The following is an 18775-nucleotide window of genomic DNA, read 5'->3' as shown; positions in this document are numbered from 1 at the left end:
TATCTAACAACGCACTCCTCTTACTTTTCAATGATACTTTACCTTGAAATAACTTCTCTTTATTCAATGCTCTTTTTATTATAAAAAGAGCTTTTGTTACAACTTCAAAACTCTCAAAAATAAGTTACAACATACATTATAAATATCAGGATAATTTTTTAATGACTACATTACCAAGTCGCTTTCATTTTATTTCCGCAGAAACTGAGGACGCTATCAAAGCTACCCATAAATTAATTTCCGTTTATGGTCATTCTTCTCTGGAAGAAACTGATATTGTTGTTGCAATCGGTGGTGATGGGACAATGTTACAAACCGTACGAGACGTCATGAACACAGGCAAACCTATTTATGGTATGAATCAAGGTTCTGTAGGATTTCTTATGAATGAATTTCATGAAAAAAAATTGCCCAATCGTATTGCTGTCGCACATAAAAAAGAAATTCATCCCCTGCGCATGATTGCAAAATCTGAATGTCAAGATTCTATCGAGGCGCTTGCAATTAATGAAGTATCCCTCTTTCGGCAATCTTATCAAGCCGCAAAAATTCGCATCACCATTGATAACAACGTACGCATGGAACAATTAAGTTGTGATGGTGTTCTCGTCGCTACACCAGCTGGATCGACCGCCTATAATTTATCAGCACAAGGACCTATCTTACCTCTTATGGCCCCCCTTATGGCACTCACTCCCGTTAGTCCTTTTCGCCCTCGGCGTTGGCATGGAGCTTTGCTTCCCAATACAGTAATAGTGCGCTTTGATATGCTTGAACCTGACAAACGCCCTGTCAACGCTGCTGCAGATAATATTGAAGTTAAATCTGTTCATTCAGTTACTATTTCAATGGCAACAGAAGTAACAGCTTCAATCCTTTTTGACTCAAATCATTCATGGGATGAGCGCATTTTATCAGAACAATTTCGCTATTAATGATTGTATTATGCGTTTTATATGTATATGATTGTTATAGTTAGTTTTTTTGTGAAAACATCTTAACACTTTTTAAGAGTGTAGAATATTGGTTATAATCATCATTTAGATAGCGCAGTTAAAATCACAGAGCAATTGATAAAAAAATGATACCATCTTTAAACAGTTTTGATGATTTAGGTCTTTCCGCAAAGGTTATTAATGCGGTGAAATCAGCGGGATATACAACTCCAACACCTATTCAAAGTGAAACAATTCCGCATGTCCTTCAAAGAAAAGACGTTTTAGGAATCGCCCAAACGGGAACAGGTAAAACCGCTTCTTTCGTATTGCCTATGCTCACTCTCCTTGAAAAAGGTCGTGCAAGAGCACGAATGCCCCGTACGCTCATCTTAGAACCAACACGGGAAATTGCAGCTCAAGTTGAAGAAAATTTCGATAAATACGGAATAAATCATCGTTTAAATGTTGCTCTTTTGATTGGTGGAGTTTCTTTTGAACTCCAAGATCGCAAACTTGAACGGGGAGCTGATGTTCTTATCGCAACACCAGGGCGCCTTCTTGATCATTGCGAGCGCGGTAAACTGCTCCTGATGGGCGTTGAAATCCTTGTTATTGATGAAGCGGATCGCATGTTGGATATGGGCTTTATTCCTGATATTGAACGCATCTGTAAGCTAACTCCTTTTACGCGTCAAACTTTGTTCTTTTCTGCAACAATGGCGCCAGAAATTACAAAACTAACGAAACAATTTTTACATTCTCCTGTATCTGTTGAAGTTACAAAAGCATCCTCAACCGCAACCACAATTACACAACGGCTCGTCAAATCTGGAAGTAAGTCATGGGATAAAAGAGCTGTTTTGCGAGAACTTATTCATAATGAAGGTGCTGAGCTTCAAAACGCTATTATTTTCTGTAATCGAAAAAGAGATATCTCTGAACTTTTTAGATCTCTCGTCAGGCATAATTTTAGTGTAGGTGCACTTCATGGAGATATGGACCAATACTCGCGCATGAGCACATTGGCCGATTTTAAAGACAATAAACTCACACTTCTTGTTGCATCTGATGTTGCCGCCCGTGGACTTGATATCCCAGCTGTAAGTCATGTATTTAACTATGATGTTCCTACACATGCTGAAGACTATATCCATCGAATTGGTCGTACAGGGCGTGCAAATCGTAGCGGAAAAGCTTTTACAATTGTCACAAAAGCTGATCAAAAATATATCAATGCCATTGAGGAAATGAGTAATGAAAAAATTGAATGGCTCAATGGAGATCTCTCAACTTTAATAGCCGATGATCAAACAGAAGATATTGTTGTAAAGAAAAAATCTTCAAAATCATCAAAGAAAACTGCTCAAAAAGAGCCTGTTGCTCACACTAAAAAATCTGTAGAAGAGAATAAAACAGAATATATCAAAAATGCAAATAATAAAGAGAAGCCATCTGAGCAACAACGCCCACGAAAAAATAAGAATTACACGCCCCTTGGATTTGGTGATGATATTCCTGCTTTCATGCTTATAAAAACGTGTAAATAAACCCGTTCTTTACTCTCTTTAAGAGTAAAATGAACGAAATGCTTTTAAAAAAGCCGCTCTTATTTCCTAGAGAGTCTTTCTGCTACCTTTTCACGTCCCAAGAGCGGCAAAATTTTTCCCATTTCAGGTCCATGATCCATCCCAGTAAGTGCCTGACGTAATGGCATAAACAAAGCTTTCCCACTACGTCCTGTTTTTTCTTTTAATTCTGTTGTCCAAATTTTCCAACTTTCCTCATTCAAAGCACCTTCAGGTAAGAAATCGAGTGATTGGCGCACAAAAGCACGATCCTCTAGTGCCACTGTATCAAAATTCTGTTCATCATGAATGATTTTCCACCACAAAACAGCATCATTGACTTTATTAATATTACTTCTTATCGCGTTCCAGAAATATTCCGCCTTATCTCCCTCAATAGAAAGTTTTTTAAGGCGCATTTTTACTTCCTCATAGTTTAACTCATGGACAAGATGACTATTCAAAGCAAGAAGATCAGCAATATCAAATTTTGCAACGGATCTTGACGTATCTTGGAGATTAAAATGCTCTAAAAGCGCTGCTTGATTGGGATAGGGATGCACATTTTGCGATGTCCCAATCAAAACGGCAAGGCATTGAACAGCTATAGATTCAAATCCTTCTTCCCGTAGAGAACGAATAGAAAGATCATTGTTACGTTTTGAAAGTCCTTTTCCTAAAACTGTCGCCAATAAATTGATATGACCAAAAACCGGTAATTCTGCATTAAGAGCTTTAAAAAGAGCAATTTGAGCGCCTGTATTTGTAATATGATCATCCCCACGAATAATATGCGTAATAGCCATATCTACATCATCAACAACAGACGGCAATGTATAAAGATAGCTTCCATCTTCACGAATGAGAACAGGATCTGAAAGAGAAGCCAAATCAATCGTCTGCTTTCCCTTTACTGCATCATTCCAACAAACTGCTGTTCGCTTTGTTTGTAGAGGATCATTTTCAAAATTAGGGAGAAGAAAACGCCAATGGGGTTTACGACCTTGTGATTCAAAGTTTTTTTTCTCTTCTGCTGTCAATTTTAATGCTGCACGGTCATAAATAGGAGGCAATTTGCGTGAAAGCTGGATTTTACGACGCCGTTCTAATTCTTCTGCAGTCTCATAACAGGGATAAAGAAGCCCGCGTTGTTTGAGAATTTCCGCAACTTCATCATATCGATTAAATCGCTTAGATTGGTAATAAATTGCATCTGGTTGAATACCAAGCCATTCAAGGTCAACAGCAATAGCATCGATATATTCTTGTTTAGAACGTTCAACATCTGTATCATCATAGCGCAAGATAAATGCTCCATTATGCGCTTGCGCATAAAGCCAATTGAAAAGCGCAATACGGATATTGCCAATATGAATATAACCTGTTGGAGAGGGAGCAAAACGAACTTTAACCATAAAATAATACTCAATTTTTATCGCGAAAATGATTAACTATGGGATAGCGACGATCGCGTCCGAAACTCTTGTAACTGATTTTTACACCGAGTGCAGATTGTCGTCTTTTATATTCGGCACCATAAAGAAGCTGTTCAACTTTCTCAACAGTTTCCCGTGAATACCCACGTTTAATAATATCACAAATACTCATGTCATTTTCTACAAGAGATTGCAAGATATCATCTAGAATAGGATAAGGCGGTAGAGAATCTTCATCTTTTTGATTTTCCCGCAGCTCTGCAGAAGGCGCTTTTTCTATAATATTGGATGGAATGACAATCCCTTCTGGTCCTCTCAAATTGTGCAAGTGATTTTTATTGCGCCACTCAGCTAATGCATAAACCTGCATTTTATAAATATCTTTAAGAGGATTAAACCCGCCATTCATATCACCATACAGTGTCGCATATCCCACAGCCATTTCCGACTTATTGCCTGTCGTTACCACCAATGAACCGAATTTATTTGAAAGAGCCATTAAAAGTGTACCGCGTATACGACTTTGAAGATTTTCTTCTGTTATATCAGGGGGTAACCCTAGAAAAACTGGCGCCATTGTCTTTAAAAAAGCTTCAACAGGTTGCTCAATCGGTATTATTTCATAATGACATCCTAGAAGTTGTGCACATTCTTTAGCATCTTTTAACGATTCTTGTGAAGTATAGTGATAAGGCATCATAATGGTGCGAACTCTCTCAGAGCCAAGAGCATCCACCGCCATTGCCGCACACAGGGCTGAATCAATTCCTCCTGAAAGACCAAGAATAACATCCTTAAAGCGATTTTTATTAACGTAATCTCTCAAACCTAAAACACAAGCTTGATAATCGGCCGCTAATCCATTGAGAAGACTTTCATTAGGACCTGAAATACAGTGCCATCCCGTCGTTATTTTTTGCCAATGGCTTAAAGCAATATGGCTATCAAAGTGCTTCATTTGAAATATCTTTTTTCCTTCTCCATTCAAGGCAAAAGACCCACCATCAAAAACGAGCTCATCTTGACCTCCAACTTGATTAGCATAAATAATTGGTACCCTAGATCGTAGAGCTTGCGTATGAACAACATCTATACGTTTTAAGGTTTTATTACGATAGTAGGGAGATCCGTTAAGGACAAGAATAATTTCCGCTCCTTTATTACCAAGCTCCGCACAAAGTGAAGAATCATTCCAAATATCTTCACAAATCACTATTCCTAGTCCTACCCCACGATAGATAAGAGGCTCAGGTCGTGGGCCTGAAGAAAATAAACGCTTTTCATCAAATTCAGCATAATTAGGTAAATCAAACTTCAAACTTTCGGCAATGACTCGCCCTTCATCAAGAAGCATGACACCGTTGTAAATATTGCCATTGCGTCTTAATGGAAGACCAATGACAATTCCTGGTCCGCCTACGGTTATCTTTGCTAATTTCTTAACAGTCTCTTCACATGTTTTTGTAAAAGCAGGTTTTAGAACAAGATCTTCCGGCGGATAAGCGCTTATAAAAAGTTCCGTGAATAAAACAAGATCAGCCCCCTCTTCTTTGGCCTTTTGATGTGCCATGACAGCTAAAGAAAAATTCCCCTCAATATCACCAACAATAGGATTTAATTGGGCAATTGATACCCGAAAATCATTTTTCATAAGCCTTTGTATCATTTCATCAGTTTAGCAACCACAACTTTACTCTTCATCATCAGGAAATATCACTTTTTAAAAATTCTCTTCTGCCATAATGACCTAAAAGTATATTAGGAAAAATTTTCCTACCCACCAGCAGCAACTCCTAACGAATCAGTCACACGATTTTTTTTAAGGAGTTCAGCAACAAGAAAAGCCAATTCTAACGCTTGATCTGCATTTAACCGTGGATCACATTGCGTATGATAACGATCAGATAAATCGTCTACAGAAATAGCATGCGCCCCTCCTGTACATTCAGTAACATCACGACCTGTCATCTCAATATGGATACCTCCTGGATAAGTTCCCTCTCCACGATGTACTGCAAAAAAATTCTCTACTTCTTTTAAAACATAATCAAAGGGACGCGTCTTATAACCATTGGCAGTAATCGTATTGCCATGCATTGGATCACATGACCATATAACCGCACGCTTCTCACGTTCAACGGCACGGATGAGTTTAGGCAGATAACTTTCAACTTTATCATACCCAAAACGCGTAATGAGAGTAAGCCGCCCCAGCTCGTTTTCTGGATTTAAAATATCAATTAATTTTAAAAGCTCATCAGACTCAATGGAAGGACCACATTTTAATCCTATAGGATTTTTAACGCCGCGACAATATTCAACGTGAGCATGGTCAATCTGACGTGTACGGTCACCAATCCATAACATATGACCGGATGTTGCATACCAATTTCCTGAAGTTGAATCAATCCGAGTCAAAGCCTCTTCATAACCAAGCAAAAGTGCTTCATGACTGGTATAAAAAGATGTTTCACGCAATGAAGAATGTGTTTTGGATGTAATCCCTATAGAACGCATAAAATCAATTGCTTCAGAAATACGCTCTGCCAATAATTCATAACGTTCCCCCTGCGGACTGTTAGAAACAAAACTCAACATCCATGTGTGTACATTTTCTAAATTAGCATAGCCACCTTGTGAAAAAGCACGCAATAGATTAAGTGTTGCCGCAGATTGGCGGTAAGCCATAGACATCCGTTGCGGATCTGGAATACGAGAATCGGCTTCAAACTCAATGCCATTAATAATATCCCCCCGATAAGCAGGAAATTCAACTCCCTCTTTGCTTTCGATATCAGAAGAGCGGGGCTTTGCAAATTGACCAGCAATACGACCAATTTTAACAACCGGTTTAGAACTACCAAAGGTTAAAACAATTGCCATTTGCAAAAATACACGAAAAAAATCACGGATATTATCAGCTTCATGTTCTGCAAAGCTTTCGGCACAATCACCACCTTGCAATAAAAAAGCTTGTCCTTTTGCAACAGCTGCTAATTCATTTTTTAAATCACGTGCTTCACCGGCAAAAACTAAAGGAGGATAACTTCTCAGTTTTCGTTCAACATCTTCTAACATAGACTTATCCGGATAAGTCGGAACTTGTTTAATTGGCCTTGTTCTCCAAGAGTCAGGTGCCCATTCTTTTATCATTACACTCTCTCTAAAGATTAATCTTACAGATTGGCATATCAAAAGCTTTTTACCGCAATATATGCTGTTTAACTTTCTATTTTCTTCCCATTTTCATATATATAACTTGGTTTATACATCGTTACCAATTCTTCTGCCATCGTTGGATGCACTGCCATCGTTTCATCAAAGATATCCTTCGTCAGCTTTCCTTTGAGAGCTATCCCAATAAGCTGTGCCATCTCACCAGCGTTTTCCCCTAAAATATGAGCGCCCACAACAATACGGCTTTCACCATCAACAATGAGTTTCATAAGCATTTTCTCTGAACTATCAGAAAAAACATTACGCATAGGACGAAAAACTGTACGATAAATTTCAAGACGCTTATAACGACGTACCGCATCTTCTTCTGAAAGACCAACTGTTCCAATCTCTGGCTGAGAAAAAACTGCCGTCGTAATTAAATCATAATCAGGTGTCGTGGGAATATTCTCAAACGCAGTCTTCACGAAACACATTGCATCATGAATCGCAACAGGTGTTAATTGAATATGACCTGTTACATCACCAACAGCCCAAATATGGGGTACATTCGTTGTCATTCTTTCATCAACAACAACTGCACCAAATTCATCCACTTGAACACCTGCTCGCTCAAGTCTTAAACCTGTTGTATTTGGTACACGCCCCGTAGCCAACATAATCTGATCGGCACCGATCGTTTGCCCATTTGATAAAACAACTTCATAACAATTTTCTGCAGCCTGCACTTTAGAAATTGTTACGCCATAGAGAATAGAAATCCCTTTTTCAATCATTGCATCGCTAAGCAATTGCCGCAAATCATGATCAAAACCACGAAGGATTAAATCACCACGATGGAGCAGCGTTGTTTTTACCCCCAATTCATGAAAAATATTAGCAAATTCAACACCAATATACCCTCCACCAACAATGACTATCGATTTTGGGAGTTGATCAAGGTCAAAAATCTCATTAGAAGTGAGGCAAAATCCACCGCCTTCTATGGGAGTATTTGGTGCAAATTTTGCCCCTGTTGCAATCAAAATCTTTTTCGCACTTACCCGCTCACCCGTGGCAGAAAGCTCTAATGTGTGATCATCTATAAAAGTAGCACGACTTTCATAAATATGCACATTGTTATTTTCTAATCCCTTACGATACAGCCCTTCTAACCTTGATATTTCTTTATTTTTAGCTGCAACCAACTTTTCCCAGCTAAAAATTGGATCCGCATATTTCCACCCAAAACCAACACTTTTCTTAAATTCTTTTACATATTGTGATGCATAAACATAAAGTTTTTTGGGAACACAACCACGAATAACACAAGTACCCCCTATACGATATTCCTCTGCTATAGCAACACGCTTACCAAGTCCTCCAGCAAGCCGTGCTGCACGTACTCCACCAGAACCACTTCCAATAACAAATAAATCAAAGTCAAAAGAGCCCACGAATTATTCCTTCTTATGTATCTGCAAGAATAGGCTAAGATCATTTATTATCAAATGAAAGTCTTTTTTTCTTTTGAAGAAGCATTTTTTTATAAAGCCGTATTCTAAAAAGACCTACTCTCATTAAAATATTAAAAACGGCGGAAAAACCGCCGCTATTTAAAAAATCAGAAATTGCCCATTGGTTGTCATGATATCAATCAAGCTATTTTTTATTTTCTGAAGATTCTGATTTTATAGGCATATTTGTAGGCATAGTAGAATTATTCAAATTAACTGTTTCAGACATTTCTTTTTTCACATTTTCTACAAGATCCCGCATAAGCGCAGAACGCCATGCATCAAATGCTGAATAAGAATCACGTGCGATATTGGGGACCTCTGTCAAAAACTTTTTACCGGTATCAGAATTGTAGAATGCCGTTATTGCATCAAGCTCTTTTTGAGTAAAATATTTTGCATATACATGAGCAATCTCTTTTTCTAGATCAGAGCGCCTTTTAATTAAAGCAAGCGCCTGCTTATCAACAATATCAGAAATAGTCTCTGCCAAATTTGGATCAGCCCTCATCAGTGCAGTTTTAAGATCATCTACCGCATTTGGTAAAAAACTATCAAACTGATCCGTTGCGTGAATGGCACTTATAGCCTTTCTAGCTGAAGCTAAATGCTGATCGCTCACACCTTGTGCATAAGCCATTCCAATATTCACAACGAAAACGGCAACTACACCTAAATATACGACAAAACGCTGAAAAGAAAATATTGTTTTCATTTAATGATTACCCCGATAATTAATTATAATTCAAATGCGTTATTTATTCAAAATTTCAATACTCTTTGATTTATTGTATTGTGCTAACATATCGTCATGAAACTGTCTTCTCTAAAAATCAAAAGATTCTAAAATTTTTGTTTGACCATCAGCCATAGCTACAATTGCACGTGAAGCCAATCCCAAAAAAAGTCCATGCTCAACAACACCAGGAATGGCAAGAAGTGCATCCGATAATGGTTTTGGTTGCAAAATGCAGCCCCAAAATGCATCAAGAATAAAATGGCCACCATCTGTTTCAAAAGGATTTTTTCCATTCATTCGCAATGCAATTTCTCCAGAAAGCCCTAAATCCTCAGCGACTTTTTCGATGGCTCTGCATGTTGTATGGATACCAAATGGATTAACTTCAATTGGTAGTGCAAAAGCACCAAGTCGTTTTACCACCTTTGTTTCATCAGCAATGACAAGCATTGCACGAGATGCCGATGCTACAATTTTTTCATACAACAATGCTCCCCCTCCACCTTTAATGAGCATCATCTCAGGACCAATTTCATCTGCTCCGTCAATATCAAGATCCAGTTCAGGTATTTGTTCTAAAGTGCTAACAGGCACTCCAAACTTACGACAGAGTTGTTCAGAATATCGTGAAGTAGCAACACCAGTCACTCGCAAACCATCCGCAACACGCCCACCAAGAAGACGAATAAATTCATTGACTGTCGAACCAGATCCAATACCAAGCCGCATATCATCTTCAATAAATTCAAGCGCTTTAATAGCTGCCATTTTTTTTAACTGCTGAACATCCATGAATGACTTTGCCTTTTATCCGTATAAGCAGCATTTATCACCCCTATTACCACCGATAATAATGATAATAAAAGATAACCTCTTGACGCAATCTATTTAAATTTACCATCATCTTTTGCTTGGAGAGATGTTACTCGTTATAGAAATATATGATAAGAATAAAATAGAATAATCAACAATTATCTTTTTTATTTCTTTGAGAAAATTTATTAGCATTTTTCTCATTCAATAAGAATTTTTGATTTATCTTGTGCTATCAATAGGATGCACATATCAATTTTTTTGAAAAATTTAAAATGATCAGATATAAAAATCATCTATTTCTAGAAAACTGTAGATTATTATCTCGTTTCAATAACTTTGATAAACTTACTAATTTAAATACCGCAAAATTTTATCAGAAGAGTCTTCTATTATTTTTTGTTTTGTCATTATCCAAATGTGAAGCAAAATATGATAGATTATATTTTTTATGAATGCTGTCTGTGCATATTCCATGGTCTATGAAACCCTAGCGAAGACCAAATAATATCTCCACCTTTGGTCATCATAACGCTTCCTCGTGATAACAATTGTTGAGGCGTAAATATTATTTTTGCCTTCTTATAACATGTTGGATTACGCATTACAAATGTATGAATGAGAATATCTGCCTCTACACATTGATCTATTTCTCTCTGTAAAACAACCACTTTTAATCCATTCTCTAATAATGACGTACATACATGATAATCACAAATAAATTGTCCGTGCAACGAAGGACCATATTTTGTTGGTTTAATCGTTTCATTCACACGAAATGACTTTTTCCATATGGATGTCGTGAACTTAGAAATATGGTAACGATCAATATATAATTTTTTATCATGGATAACGCCCACGAGACGCATATTATCTGCTATAATCAGTTGTACAGGTGAATGCATTACGCAAATAGAAATACCAGCCAAAATAAACAAACTAAAAAAGAGCCGGATGAGTGTTTTGCAAAAAGTCAGTCCAACCAAGCCTATACTCAATAAAACCAACGCAGATAACGGCATAAAACCAGGATTCAAATCAGGAGAAATAGCCTTGATAACATGCGCAATCTTTATCACAATATCAACACCAAACCCCATAATTTGAAGGGGGAGCCATTCGAATCCTCCTAACATTGCGAGGACTGCAATTAATCCAAAAGGAATGACGAAAATTGAAATGACAGGCAAAGCAAAAGCATTACTGATAATGCTCAAAGATGCCGTATTAGAAAAATGATACGCAGCATAAATTCCACTTGCACTCCCTGCAACAAGGGAAGAAGCACATGTTGAAAGCATCGATAAGAAAGCAAAATTTATCACTCCTCCTCCAACATAAGAGGGTGTTGTTTTTCTTTTACGAAAAAATGATCTTCCACTCCACCAATCAAAAAAAGCGATCAAAGCAGCAGTCGCAGAAAAGGACATTTGAAAGCTAGGACCTAATATTTCATGGGGTGTCATCGCCAGAGTTATCAACCCTGCAATAGAAAAATTACGCATTGTTATAGCAGAGCGATTACACAATATAGCAACCAACATAACAGCAATCATCACAAAACTTCTTTGCGCTGATATTGCTAAGCCCGACAATAACAAATAAAAAGCTGTTATCATAAACGCAACGATAGCAGCAAATTTTTTACTGGAATAATAGGAAGAAAAAACTGGAAAAAATGCTAAAAAACTACGGATACTCAAAAGAACTATGCCGCTTAACAACGCCATATGTAAACCGGATATTGATAAAATATGGGCTAATCCAGCCGTACGTAATGCTTCATTTGTCTCATTTGAAATGCCAGCACGCTGCCCTGTTATAAGAGCAGCAGCAACACTCCCCTTTTCTCCTTCAAGGGCTATACGGATTCTTTGTGTCATCTTCGTGCGTAAATTTTCAATTTTCTGTAGAATGATAGCGAATATTCCATCAGGCTGCGAAACCGATATTTTTCTTGGTTTTCCTAAATAAACGCCTTGTGCCCCAATTCTTTTAAAATAATTATGAAAACTAAAGTCGTAGCCTCCTGGACGCACTGGCCCAGAAAATGCACGAATCTTAACTTTCCCATATAGTCCATCACCAATTGCTAAGCCAGATGGCAAATATCTTGCCGATAAACGAATACGATGAAGACTATGGCATAATATGGGCTTTTCTGTACTCAAAACATCCAAAACTAAACGAAATCCCCCTTTGGTGCCTAACTCAATAGAAACAATTCTTCCCGTCAATGTGGTGACGATGTCACTGCTTAACATGGGTGTTGCAATACGCCACGTTTCTATTTTTGCCGCCAAAACACCCAATATAATACAAAACAAAAATCCCACGGGAATCCATATTTTTCGATAAAAACGTGCAACATAGAATATTCCCAGAAAAATACTGACCAACGCCCCCAATTGTCCCCAACTTGGCTCCCACTCTAAATGAAAATAAAAAATGATTCCTAGAGCAAAAAAGATTAAAATCAGCGAAAAAAGGATACCAAAAGAAACCTCTTTATTGATACAATCTTCTAGCCATTTGCGAAAACGAATGATTACTTCTTTTGAGAGTGTCAATAAAAAAAGTTTTTGTTGGTTATAACTGCCGTTCTTTGCATCATCATATCTAGAAAAAATACTCTGCCCTATTTGACATGGCTTTTTTCTTTCTGTAACAGATTTTTCGGATAAACCCTCTTTAACTTTACTTTGATAAAACATCCGCCCCCCACTTTAACTCGCAATATGGCTATTGCACACCCCATCACCTATGCTAACATGATTTTTCTATAAAGTTCTATAAGTAATATCTCAGTTTAAAGGAAAATATTTCGTGTCTGTTATTACTCGTTTTGCCCCTTCACCCACTGGCTTCCTTCATATTGGTGGCGCTCGTACTGCTCTTTTTAATTGGCTTTATGCAAAACATACCGGTGGAAAAATGCTTTTACGAATTGAAGATACAGACCGAGAGCGCTCAACAGAAGCAGCTGTAAAAGCTATTATAGATGGCTTACACTGGATGGGGCTTAGTTATGATGGCACCCCTATTTCGCAATTTGAACGTGCTGAACGTCACCGACAAATCGCCGAACAGTTGGTCAAAGACGGCAAAGCATATTATTGTTATGCTTCACCTGAGGAGTTAGCTGAAATGCGTGAAAAAGCCCGTGCAGAAGGGCGCCCACCACGTTATGATGGACGTTGGCGGGACCGTGATCGTTCTGAAGCTCCTAAAGGTGTTAAGCCTGTTATTCGCATCAAAGCCCCTGAAGAAGGAGAAACGATTGTACATGATCGTGTTCAAGGTGATGTTCGTTTTCCTAATAAAGATCTCGATGACTTTATTATTTTGCGTTCTGATGGTTCGCCTACTTATATGCATGCTGTTGTCGTTGATGATCATGATATGGGCATCACACATATTATACGTGGGGATGATCATCTTACCAATGCTGCCCGACAAATGATCATCTTTAAGGCAATGGGATGGGATATTCCTGTTATGGCACACATTCCTCTTATCCATGGTGAAAACGGTGCAAAATTATCAAAGCGGCATGGTGCACTCGGTGTTGATGCCTACCGAACAATGGGATATCTTCCTGCTGCTTTGCGCAATTACCTTGTCCGTTTAGGTTGGAGTCATGGTGATGACGAACTGATGTCGCTTAAAGATATGATTTCTTGGTTTGACATTGAGGATATTAACAAAGGTGCTGCTCGTTTTGATCTCAAAAAGCTCGATTCCATCAACGGACATTATATGCGCATGAGTAATGATCAAGAACTTTTTGATGCCGCTCTTAATATTCTACCAGAAACCGATAGGGGAGCACAAATTATTGAAAGACTTGATGAAAAACGCCGTGTTCAATTTTTAAAAGCAATCCCACATTTGAAAGAACGTTCAAAAACACTGTGCGAACTGATTGACAATGCCTCCTTCATTTTTACGCAACGACCTTTACAACTTGATGAAAAAGCACAAATGCTCTTAGATAAAAATGGACGAACCATTTTAAATGATCTTTATCTTGCCCTGAAAGCTTGCCCCTCTTGGGATACAAAAAACCTAGATGAAACACTTCGCTCTTGTGTACAAACACAGAATCTCAAATTTGGATCTATTGCCCAACCACTTCGCGCAGCTCTTACAGGATCTGCAACATCACCAGGTGTTTTAGATGTTCTTATTTTATTAGGACGCGATGAATCCCTTCATCGCATCAAGGACCAACTTATCACAACAATATGCTCATAATGTGTACTGAGTATATTTCCTCAAATAGGGATCTATACAGATATCTCAACGCGCCCTAGAAGAGTTTTTTATGTTATATCATTGAAATACATTTTTTATTGAGTAATAATGATCAATAAGGAAATATTTTTAGATTGCATGTACTCACTTTTAGAGGCAATCTACCATTAAATATAAGTAAGAAAAGCTTCAGTTATACATCCCCCACTCTGATGAAGCAGAGTCTTAATTTTTAGCAGTGAAGGATCTGAAAGGAATACCGAATGTCTGAGAATAACGCATATATTATTGTGAATGATAAAAAAGTAGAGCTTCCCTTGCGTAAAGGCACGAGTGGACCTGAAGTCATTGAAATTGCTTCTCTCTACAAAAAAGCCGATATTTTTACTTATGATCCTGGTTTTACTTCAACAGCTTCTTGTGAATCAAAAATTACTTATATCGACGGTGATAAAGGCATATTGCTTTATCGTGGTTATCCTATTGATCAATTAGCTGAAAAAGGAGACTTTCTCGAAAGTTGTTATCTTTTACTTTATGGTGAACTCCCAACACAGCAAGAAAAAAATGAATTTGATCGATGTATTATGCAGCATACCATGGTACACGAACAGTTTGCACGCTTCTTCCATGGCTTCCGCCGTGATTCTCATCCTATGGCCGTCATGGTTGCCTGCCTTGGCGCTATGTCTGCGTTCTATCACGACTCTATTGATATTACAGATCCTCACCAGAGAATGATTGCTTCTGTTCGTCTTATCTCAAAAGTTCCAACGCTTGCTGCTATGGCCTATAAATACAGTATCGGACAAGCATTTGTTTATCCACGTAATGATCTTAGTTATGCTGCAAATTTCCTCCGTATGTGCTTTGCTGTTCCTTGTGAAGAATATAAAACAAACCCTGTGCTTGCTCGGGCGATGGATCAAATCTTTATCCTTCATGCAGATCATGAACAAAATGCTTCTACATCTACGGTACGTCTTGCTGGATCCTCGGGTGCTAATCCGTTTGCCTGTATTGCAGCAGGTGTTGCATGCCTTTGGGGACCAGCACATGGTGGTGCCAATGAAGCATGTTTAAAAATGCTACAAGAAATAGGTTCTATTGAAAGAATTCCTGAATTTATTGCACGTGCAAAAGATAAAAATGATCCTTTCCGCCTTATGGGCTTTGGGCACCGTGTCTATAAAAATTATGACCCACGTGCAAAAATCATGCAAAAAACCTGTCATGAAGTTTTAAAAGAACTCAACATTCAAGATGACCCGCTTCTTGATATTGCAATAGAACTTGAAAAAATTGCCTTAAGTGATGAATATTTTATTGAGAAAAAGCTTTATCCCAATGTTGATTTCTATTCCGGCATTACATTAAAAGCTCTAGGTTTTCCAACTGAAATGTTTACTGTTCTTTTTGCATTGGCGCGCAGTGTCGGGTGGGTAGCACAATGGAAAGAAATGATTGAGGACCCTGCACAAAAAATTGGTCGTCCTCGACAACTCTACACAGGCCATGCTATGCGTGACTATGTTCCTATAGATGAACGTGCAAATTAAAAAAAGAAATCAATAAAGCTTCAGTTTACTGAAGCTTTATTGAGAATAATCCAAAAATATCCTTTAAGAATTTTTATAAAACGTGATTTTAAAACTCTTTTTACAGAGGTAACATCATCATAAAAATTTACTAAAAAATTCTAAGTTTTAAATTGAGAATACTCTTCTGCAAATTAGCCAAACATTTAGCAAAAAGAAATTGAAAATTTTACCTTATAATTCCCATTATCTTTAATGGAAGTGTATTCCCTGTCATTCCCTCATGTTTAAAAACCTTATTACATATTAAAATCTAGCAATGTCAGAATTTTACTTTCTATCTTCTCCAGATAAAATTGCAAAAGGCTTACATTAAGTGCTTCTTTAAAATGCCAAAAAATTCTTATCCCTTTTCAAGTAGATTAGAATAAAAATACTTTACATTTTATCCTGTTCAGAGCTGAAATTTTCTTTGTATTTAAGTTAATAGTTTTCCTTTTAAATATAACTTATTGATTTTTAAATAAAATTATTAAAAATCATCATATAATCAACAAGAGGTGTACTTCTTTCCTATATTTTTTATCCCCATACTTAATAAGAATAAATCATTTTTTTTGATAATGATATCCAGCATAATGATAGCAAAATGAACCCAGATAAATTTTTTACATTGCTCCAAAAGAGCTTACAGATTATAAAAATGCATGATGGTTTCATATTTGCCAGCTTATCTAATAGGAGAACATAATGAAATTATTAGCAGGAGCTCTTATAATAAGCGCAACACTGTTTACCCTATCGGCCAATTCTCAAACGCTGAAAATTGCAAGCGATGCCTCTTATCCGCCATTTAGTTATATTGACTCAAATAACGAACTTCAAGGGTTTGATATTGATATATCTTATGCGCTTTGTAAAAAAATGAATGTTGAATGTACTATTGTCACACAAGACTTCGAGGGGATGATTCCTGGTCTTCTTGCCAAAAAATACGATGCTATCGTTTCTTCCCTTTCTCCTACAAAAGAGCGCTTACAAAAAATTGATTTTACAGATCCTTACTACAATACTGTACTCGCTGTTATCGTTACCAAAAATTCGGGAATTAAAGAAATCTCAACACAAAACTTTAGAGGTAAAAATCTTGGAGTACAATCGAATACAACACAAGCTGCATATGCGGAAGATCATTATGCCTCTGAAAGAGTGAATATCAAACTTTATCCTACAGCAATAGAAGCTAATCGTGATCTTTTAAGCCATCGGCTTGATATCATTATCTTTGATAAATTAAAAGCATTAAATTGGCTTGAAAATGAAGGAAAAGATTGCTGTATCCTCCTAGGAACTCTAGAAGAAACAAAATTTCCTGTTGCAATTGCACTCCGTCAAAATAATAACGATCTTAAAAACAGTTTTAATAAAGCAATAGAAGAAATCCGCGCCGATGGAACCTATGAAAAAATTATGAAAAAATATTTTACTTTCAATATCGATTAGATATCACTATGAATTAAAATTCAGTTTTTATATTTAAGGAGTATTTTTTAACTCTTTATTGGACATGCAAAGATAATTGGAAATTCGGCAGTTTTATAAGAAAATTTACATTTATCAAAATAGTTTTTAATTGTTCCTCGATATCTAAACATTTTATAGAATATAATGACAACAATAAGGTTGTATTTTTATCGTATCAAAATCTAATTTTTTCTTTATGTTCAAATTGAATAGCCTTACTTTCAAGAAAAATCCTTAGTTTTTACTCATGAAATGATTCAAATCTATCATTTCGTGAAAATTAACCTATCATACAAGCAATAAGATATTTATTCTTTTTTTATCAATAAAAAAGATAATTTTTTTGATAATAATGTCCAACATAATGATCTAAAATAAACATCAATAAATTTTTGAATTGCTCCCAAAAAGCTTACAGATTATAAAAACATAGTGATTTCATATTTGCCCGCTTATCCAATAGGAGAACATCATGAAACTATTAGCAGGAGCTCTTATAATAAGCGCCGCACTATTCACCCAATTGGCTGATGCGAAAACATTAAAAATTGCGAGTGAAGGCACCTACCCTCCCTTTAGTTATATTGACTCAAATAATAAATTGCAGGGACTTGATATTGATATATCTTATGCACTTTGTAAAAAAATGAATGTTGAGTGTACTGTTGTCACACAAGACTTCGAGGGAATGATTCCTGGACTTATTGCAAAAAAATATGATGCTATCATTGCCTCCCTCTCTCTTACACAAGAGCGCTTACAAAAAATTGACTTCACAGATCCTTACTACGATACAGCACTGGCTGTTATTGTTACCAAAGCTTCGGGAATTAAAGAAATCTCAACACAAGACTTTAGAGGTAAAAATCTTGGTGTACAATCAAATACAACACAAGCTTTCTATGCAGAAGATCATTATGCTTCTGAAGAGGTGAAAATTAAACTCTACCCTTCCACAATAGAAGTGAATCGTGACCTTTTAAATCATCGACTCGATGTGATTATTGTTGATAAATTACAAGCATTAAATTGGCTTAAAAATGAAGGAAAAGATTGCTGTCTCCTCCTAGGAACTCTAGAAGAAACAAAATTTCCTGTTGCAATTGCACTGCGTCAAAATAATAATGATCTTAAAAATAAGTTCAATAAGGCGCTAAAAGAAATCCGTTTAGATGGAACTTATGAGAAAATTATGAGAAAATATTTTACAAGTGATATCTATTAAATATCAATATGATGTTTAAATAAAACCCGCTAGTTATTTCTAAAAAATATTATCTAACTCTTTCATG

At 36.7% G+C, this 18775-nt stretch carries 13 protein-coding genes; 6 read left to right on the top strand and 7 right to left on the bottom strand.

Annotation, left to right across the window (positions count from 1 at the left end; genetic code table 11):
- Nucleotides 1-161 precede the first annotated feature (161 nt).
- Both ACFIJ9_RS06710 and ACFIJ9_RS06705 read left to right on the top strand, forming a co-directional pair.
- Nucleotides 162-935, top strand: coding sequence for an NAD kinase (locus ACFIJ9_RS06710; protein ID WP_012755068.1), 774 nt, complete (start codon nt 162-164; stop codon nt 933-935).
- 146 nt (nt 936-1081) lie between these two features.
- On the top strand, nt 1082-2485 hold the full coding sequence (locus tag ACFIJ9_RS06705) for a DEAD/DEAH box helicase (protein ID WP_375636301.1): 1404 nt from the start codon (nt 1082-1084) through the stop codon (nt 2483-2485).
- Between the two features lie 59 nt (nt 2486-2544).
- Here ACFIJ9_RS06705 and gltX (ACFIJ9_RS06700) read toward each other — a convergent pair whose 3' ends face one another.
- The 7 genes from gltX (ACFIJ9_RS06700) to ACFIJ9_RS06670 all read right to left on the bottom strand — a co-directional run bounded on the left by gltX (ACFIJ9_RS06700) (nt 2545) and on the right by ACFIJ9_RS06670 (nt 12878).
- Nucleotides 2545-3918 carry a glutamate--tRNA ligase gene (gene gltX / locus ACFIJ9_RS06700; RefSeq protein WP_375636300.1) on the bottom strand — a complete coding sequence of 458 codons (1374 nt, stop codon included), beginning with the start codon at nt 3916-3918 and terminating at the stop codon, nt 2545-2547.
- Nucleotides 3919-3928: 10 nt separating this feature from the next.
- Nucleotides 3929-5590, bottom strand: a complete 1662-nt coding sequence (locus ACFIJ9_RS06695) for an NAD+ synthase (protein ID WP_375636298.1) — start codon at nt 5588-5590, stop codon at nt 3929-3931.
- Between the two features lie 122 nt (nt 5591-5712).
- The gene (locus ACFIJ9_RS06690; protein WP_375636296.1) at nt 5713-7092 is read right to left on the bottom strand and encodes a class II 3-deoxy-7-phosphoheptulonate synthase; all 1380 of its coding nucleotides are present in this window, start codon (nt 7090-7092) and stop codon (nt 5713-5715) included.
- A gap of 68 nt (nt 7093-7160) precedes the next feature.
- Nucleotides 7161-8552, bottom strand: coding sequence for a glutathione-disulfide reductase (gor, locus tag ACFIJ9_RS06685; protein WP_375636294.1), 1392 nt, complete (start codon nt 8550-8552; stop codon nt 7161-7163).
- A gap of 205 nt (nt 8553-8757) precedes the next feature.
- Nucleotides 8758-9327: a DUF2059 domain-containing protein gene (locus tag ACFIJ9_RS06680; protein WP_375636292.1), complete on the bottom strand. Its 570-nt coding sequence runs from the start codon at nt 9325-9327 to the stop codon at nt 8758-8760.
- Nucleotides 9328-9438: 111 nt separating this feature from the next.
- Nucleotides 9439-10143, bottom strand: a complete 705-nt coding sequence (rpiA, locus tag ACFIJ9_RS06675; RefSeq protein ID WP_375636290.1) for a ribose-5-phosphate isomerase RpiA — start codon at nt 10141-10143, stop codon at nt 9439-9441.
- Between the two features lie 470 nt (nt 10144-10613).
- Complete coding sequence (locus tag ACFIJ9_RS06670) at nt 10614-12878, bottom strand: ComEC/Rec2 family competence protein (protein WP_375636288.1); 2265 nt, start codon at nt 12876-12878, stop codon at nt 10614-10616.
- Between the two features lie 112 nt (nt 12879-12990).
- On the opposite strand from ACFIJ9_RS06670, the gene gltX (ACFIJ9_RS06665) reads away from it, so the two are divergent.
- The 4 genes from gltX (ACFIJ9_RS06665) to ACFIJ9_RS06650 all read left to right on the top strand — a co-directional run bounded on the left by gltX (ACFIJ9_RS06665) (nt 12991) and on the right by ACFIJ9_RS06650 (nt 18708).
- A complete protein-coding gene (gene gltX / locus ACFIJ9_RS06665; RefSeq protein WP_375636287.1) occupies nt 12991-14421 on the top strand; it encodes a glutamate--tRNA ligase in 1431 nt (476 codons plus the stop codon).
- A 263-nt stretch (nt 14422-14684) separates the two neighbouring features.
- The gene (gene gltA / locus ACFIJ9_RS06660; RefSeq protein ID WP_375636285.1) at nt 14685-15980 is read left to right on the top strand and encodes a citrate synthase; all 1296 of its coding nucleotides are present in this window, start codon (nt 14685-14687) and stop codon (nt 15978-15980) included.
- Nucleotides 15981-16709: 729 nt separating this feature from the next.
- Nucleotides 16710-17462 (top strand): transporter substrate-binding domain-containing protein, encoded by a 753-nt coding sequence (locus ACFIJ9_RS06655; protein WP_012755057.1) that lies wholly within the window; start codon nt 16710-16712, stop codon nt 17460-17462.
- A 493-nt stretch (nt 17463-17955) separates the two neighbouring features.
- Nucleotides 17956-18708 (top strand): transporter substrate-binding domain-containing protein, encoded by a 753-nt coding sequence (locus ACFIJ9_RS06650; RefSeq protein WP_012755056.1) that lies wholly within the window; start codon nt 17956-17958, stop codon nt 18706-18708.
- The last annotated feature ends 67 nt before the right edge of the window (nt 18709-18775 follow it).

It is taken from the genome of Bartonella sp. MR90HLJMH, assembly GCF_042194115.1.
GTDB classification, from domain to species: Bacteria; Pseudomonadota; Alphaproteobacteria; order Rhizobiales; family Rhizobiaceae; genus Bartonella; species Bartonella grahamii.
The sequence above is the reverse complement of the archived record's forward strand: the minus strand, read 5'-3'. Positions and strand labels throughout refer to the sequence as shown.

Bases quoted from the DNA above. Each gene is read 5' to 3' on its own strand.
- ACFIJ9_RS06710 (WP_012755068.1), top strand. From the start codon at position 162: ATGACTACATTACCAAGTCGCTTTCATTTTATTTCCGCAGAAACTGAG.
- rpiA (WP_375636290.1), bottom strand. From the start codon at position 10,143: ATGGATGTTCAGCAGTTAAAAAAAATGGCAGCTATTAAAGCGCTTGAA.
- ACFIJ9_RS06680 (WP_375636292.1), bottom strand. From the start codon at position 9,327: ATGAAAACAATATTTTCTTTTCAGCGTTTTGTCGTATATTTAGGTGTA.
- ACFIJ9_RS06695 (WP_375636298.1), bottom strand. From the start codon at position 5,590: ATGAAAAATGATTTTCGGGTATCAATTGCCCAATTAAATCCTATTGTT.
- gltX (WP_375636300.1), bottom strand. From the start codon at position 3,918: ATGGTTAAAGTTCGTTTTGCTCCCTCTCCAACAGGTTATATTCATATT.
- ACFIJ9_RS06690 (WP_375636296.1), bottom strand. From the start codon at position 7,092: ATGATAAAAGAATGGGCACCTGACTCTTGGAGAACAAGGCCAATTAAA.
- ACFIJ9_RS06650 (WP_012755056.1), top strand. From the start codon at position 17,956: ATGAAACTATTAGCAGGAGCTCTTATAATAAGCGCCGCACTATTCACC.
- gltA (WP_375636285.1), top strand. From the start codon at position 14,685: ATGTCTGAGAATAACGCATATATTATTGTGAATGATAAAAAAGTAGAG.
- ACFIJ9_RS06655 (WP_012755057.1), top strand. From the start codon at position 16,710: ATGAAATTATTAGCAGGAGCTCTTATAATAAGCGCAACACTGTTTACC.
- ACFIJ9_RS06670 (WP_375636288.1), bottom strand. From the start codon at position 12,878: ATGTTTTATCAAAGTAAAGTTAAAGAGGGTTTATCCGAAAAATCTGTT.
- ACFIJ9_RS06705 (WP_375636301.1), top strand. From the start codon at position 1,082: ATGATACCATCTTTAAACAGTTTTGATGATTTAGGTCTTTCCGCAAAG.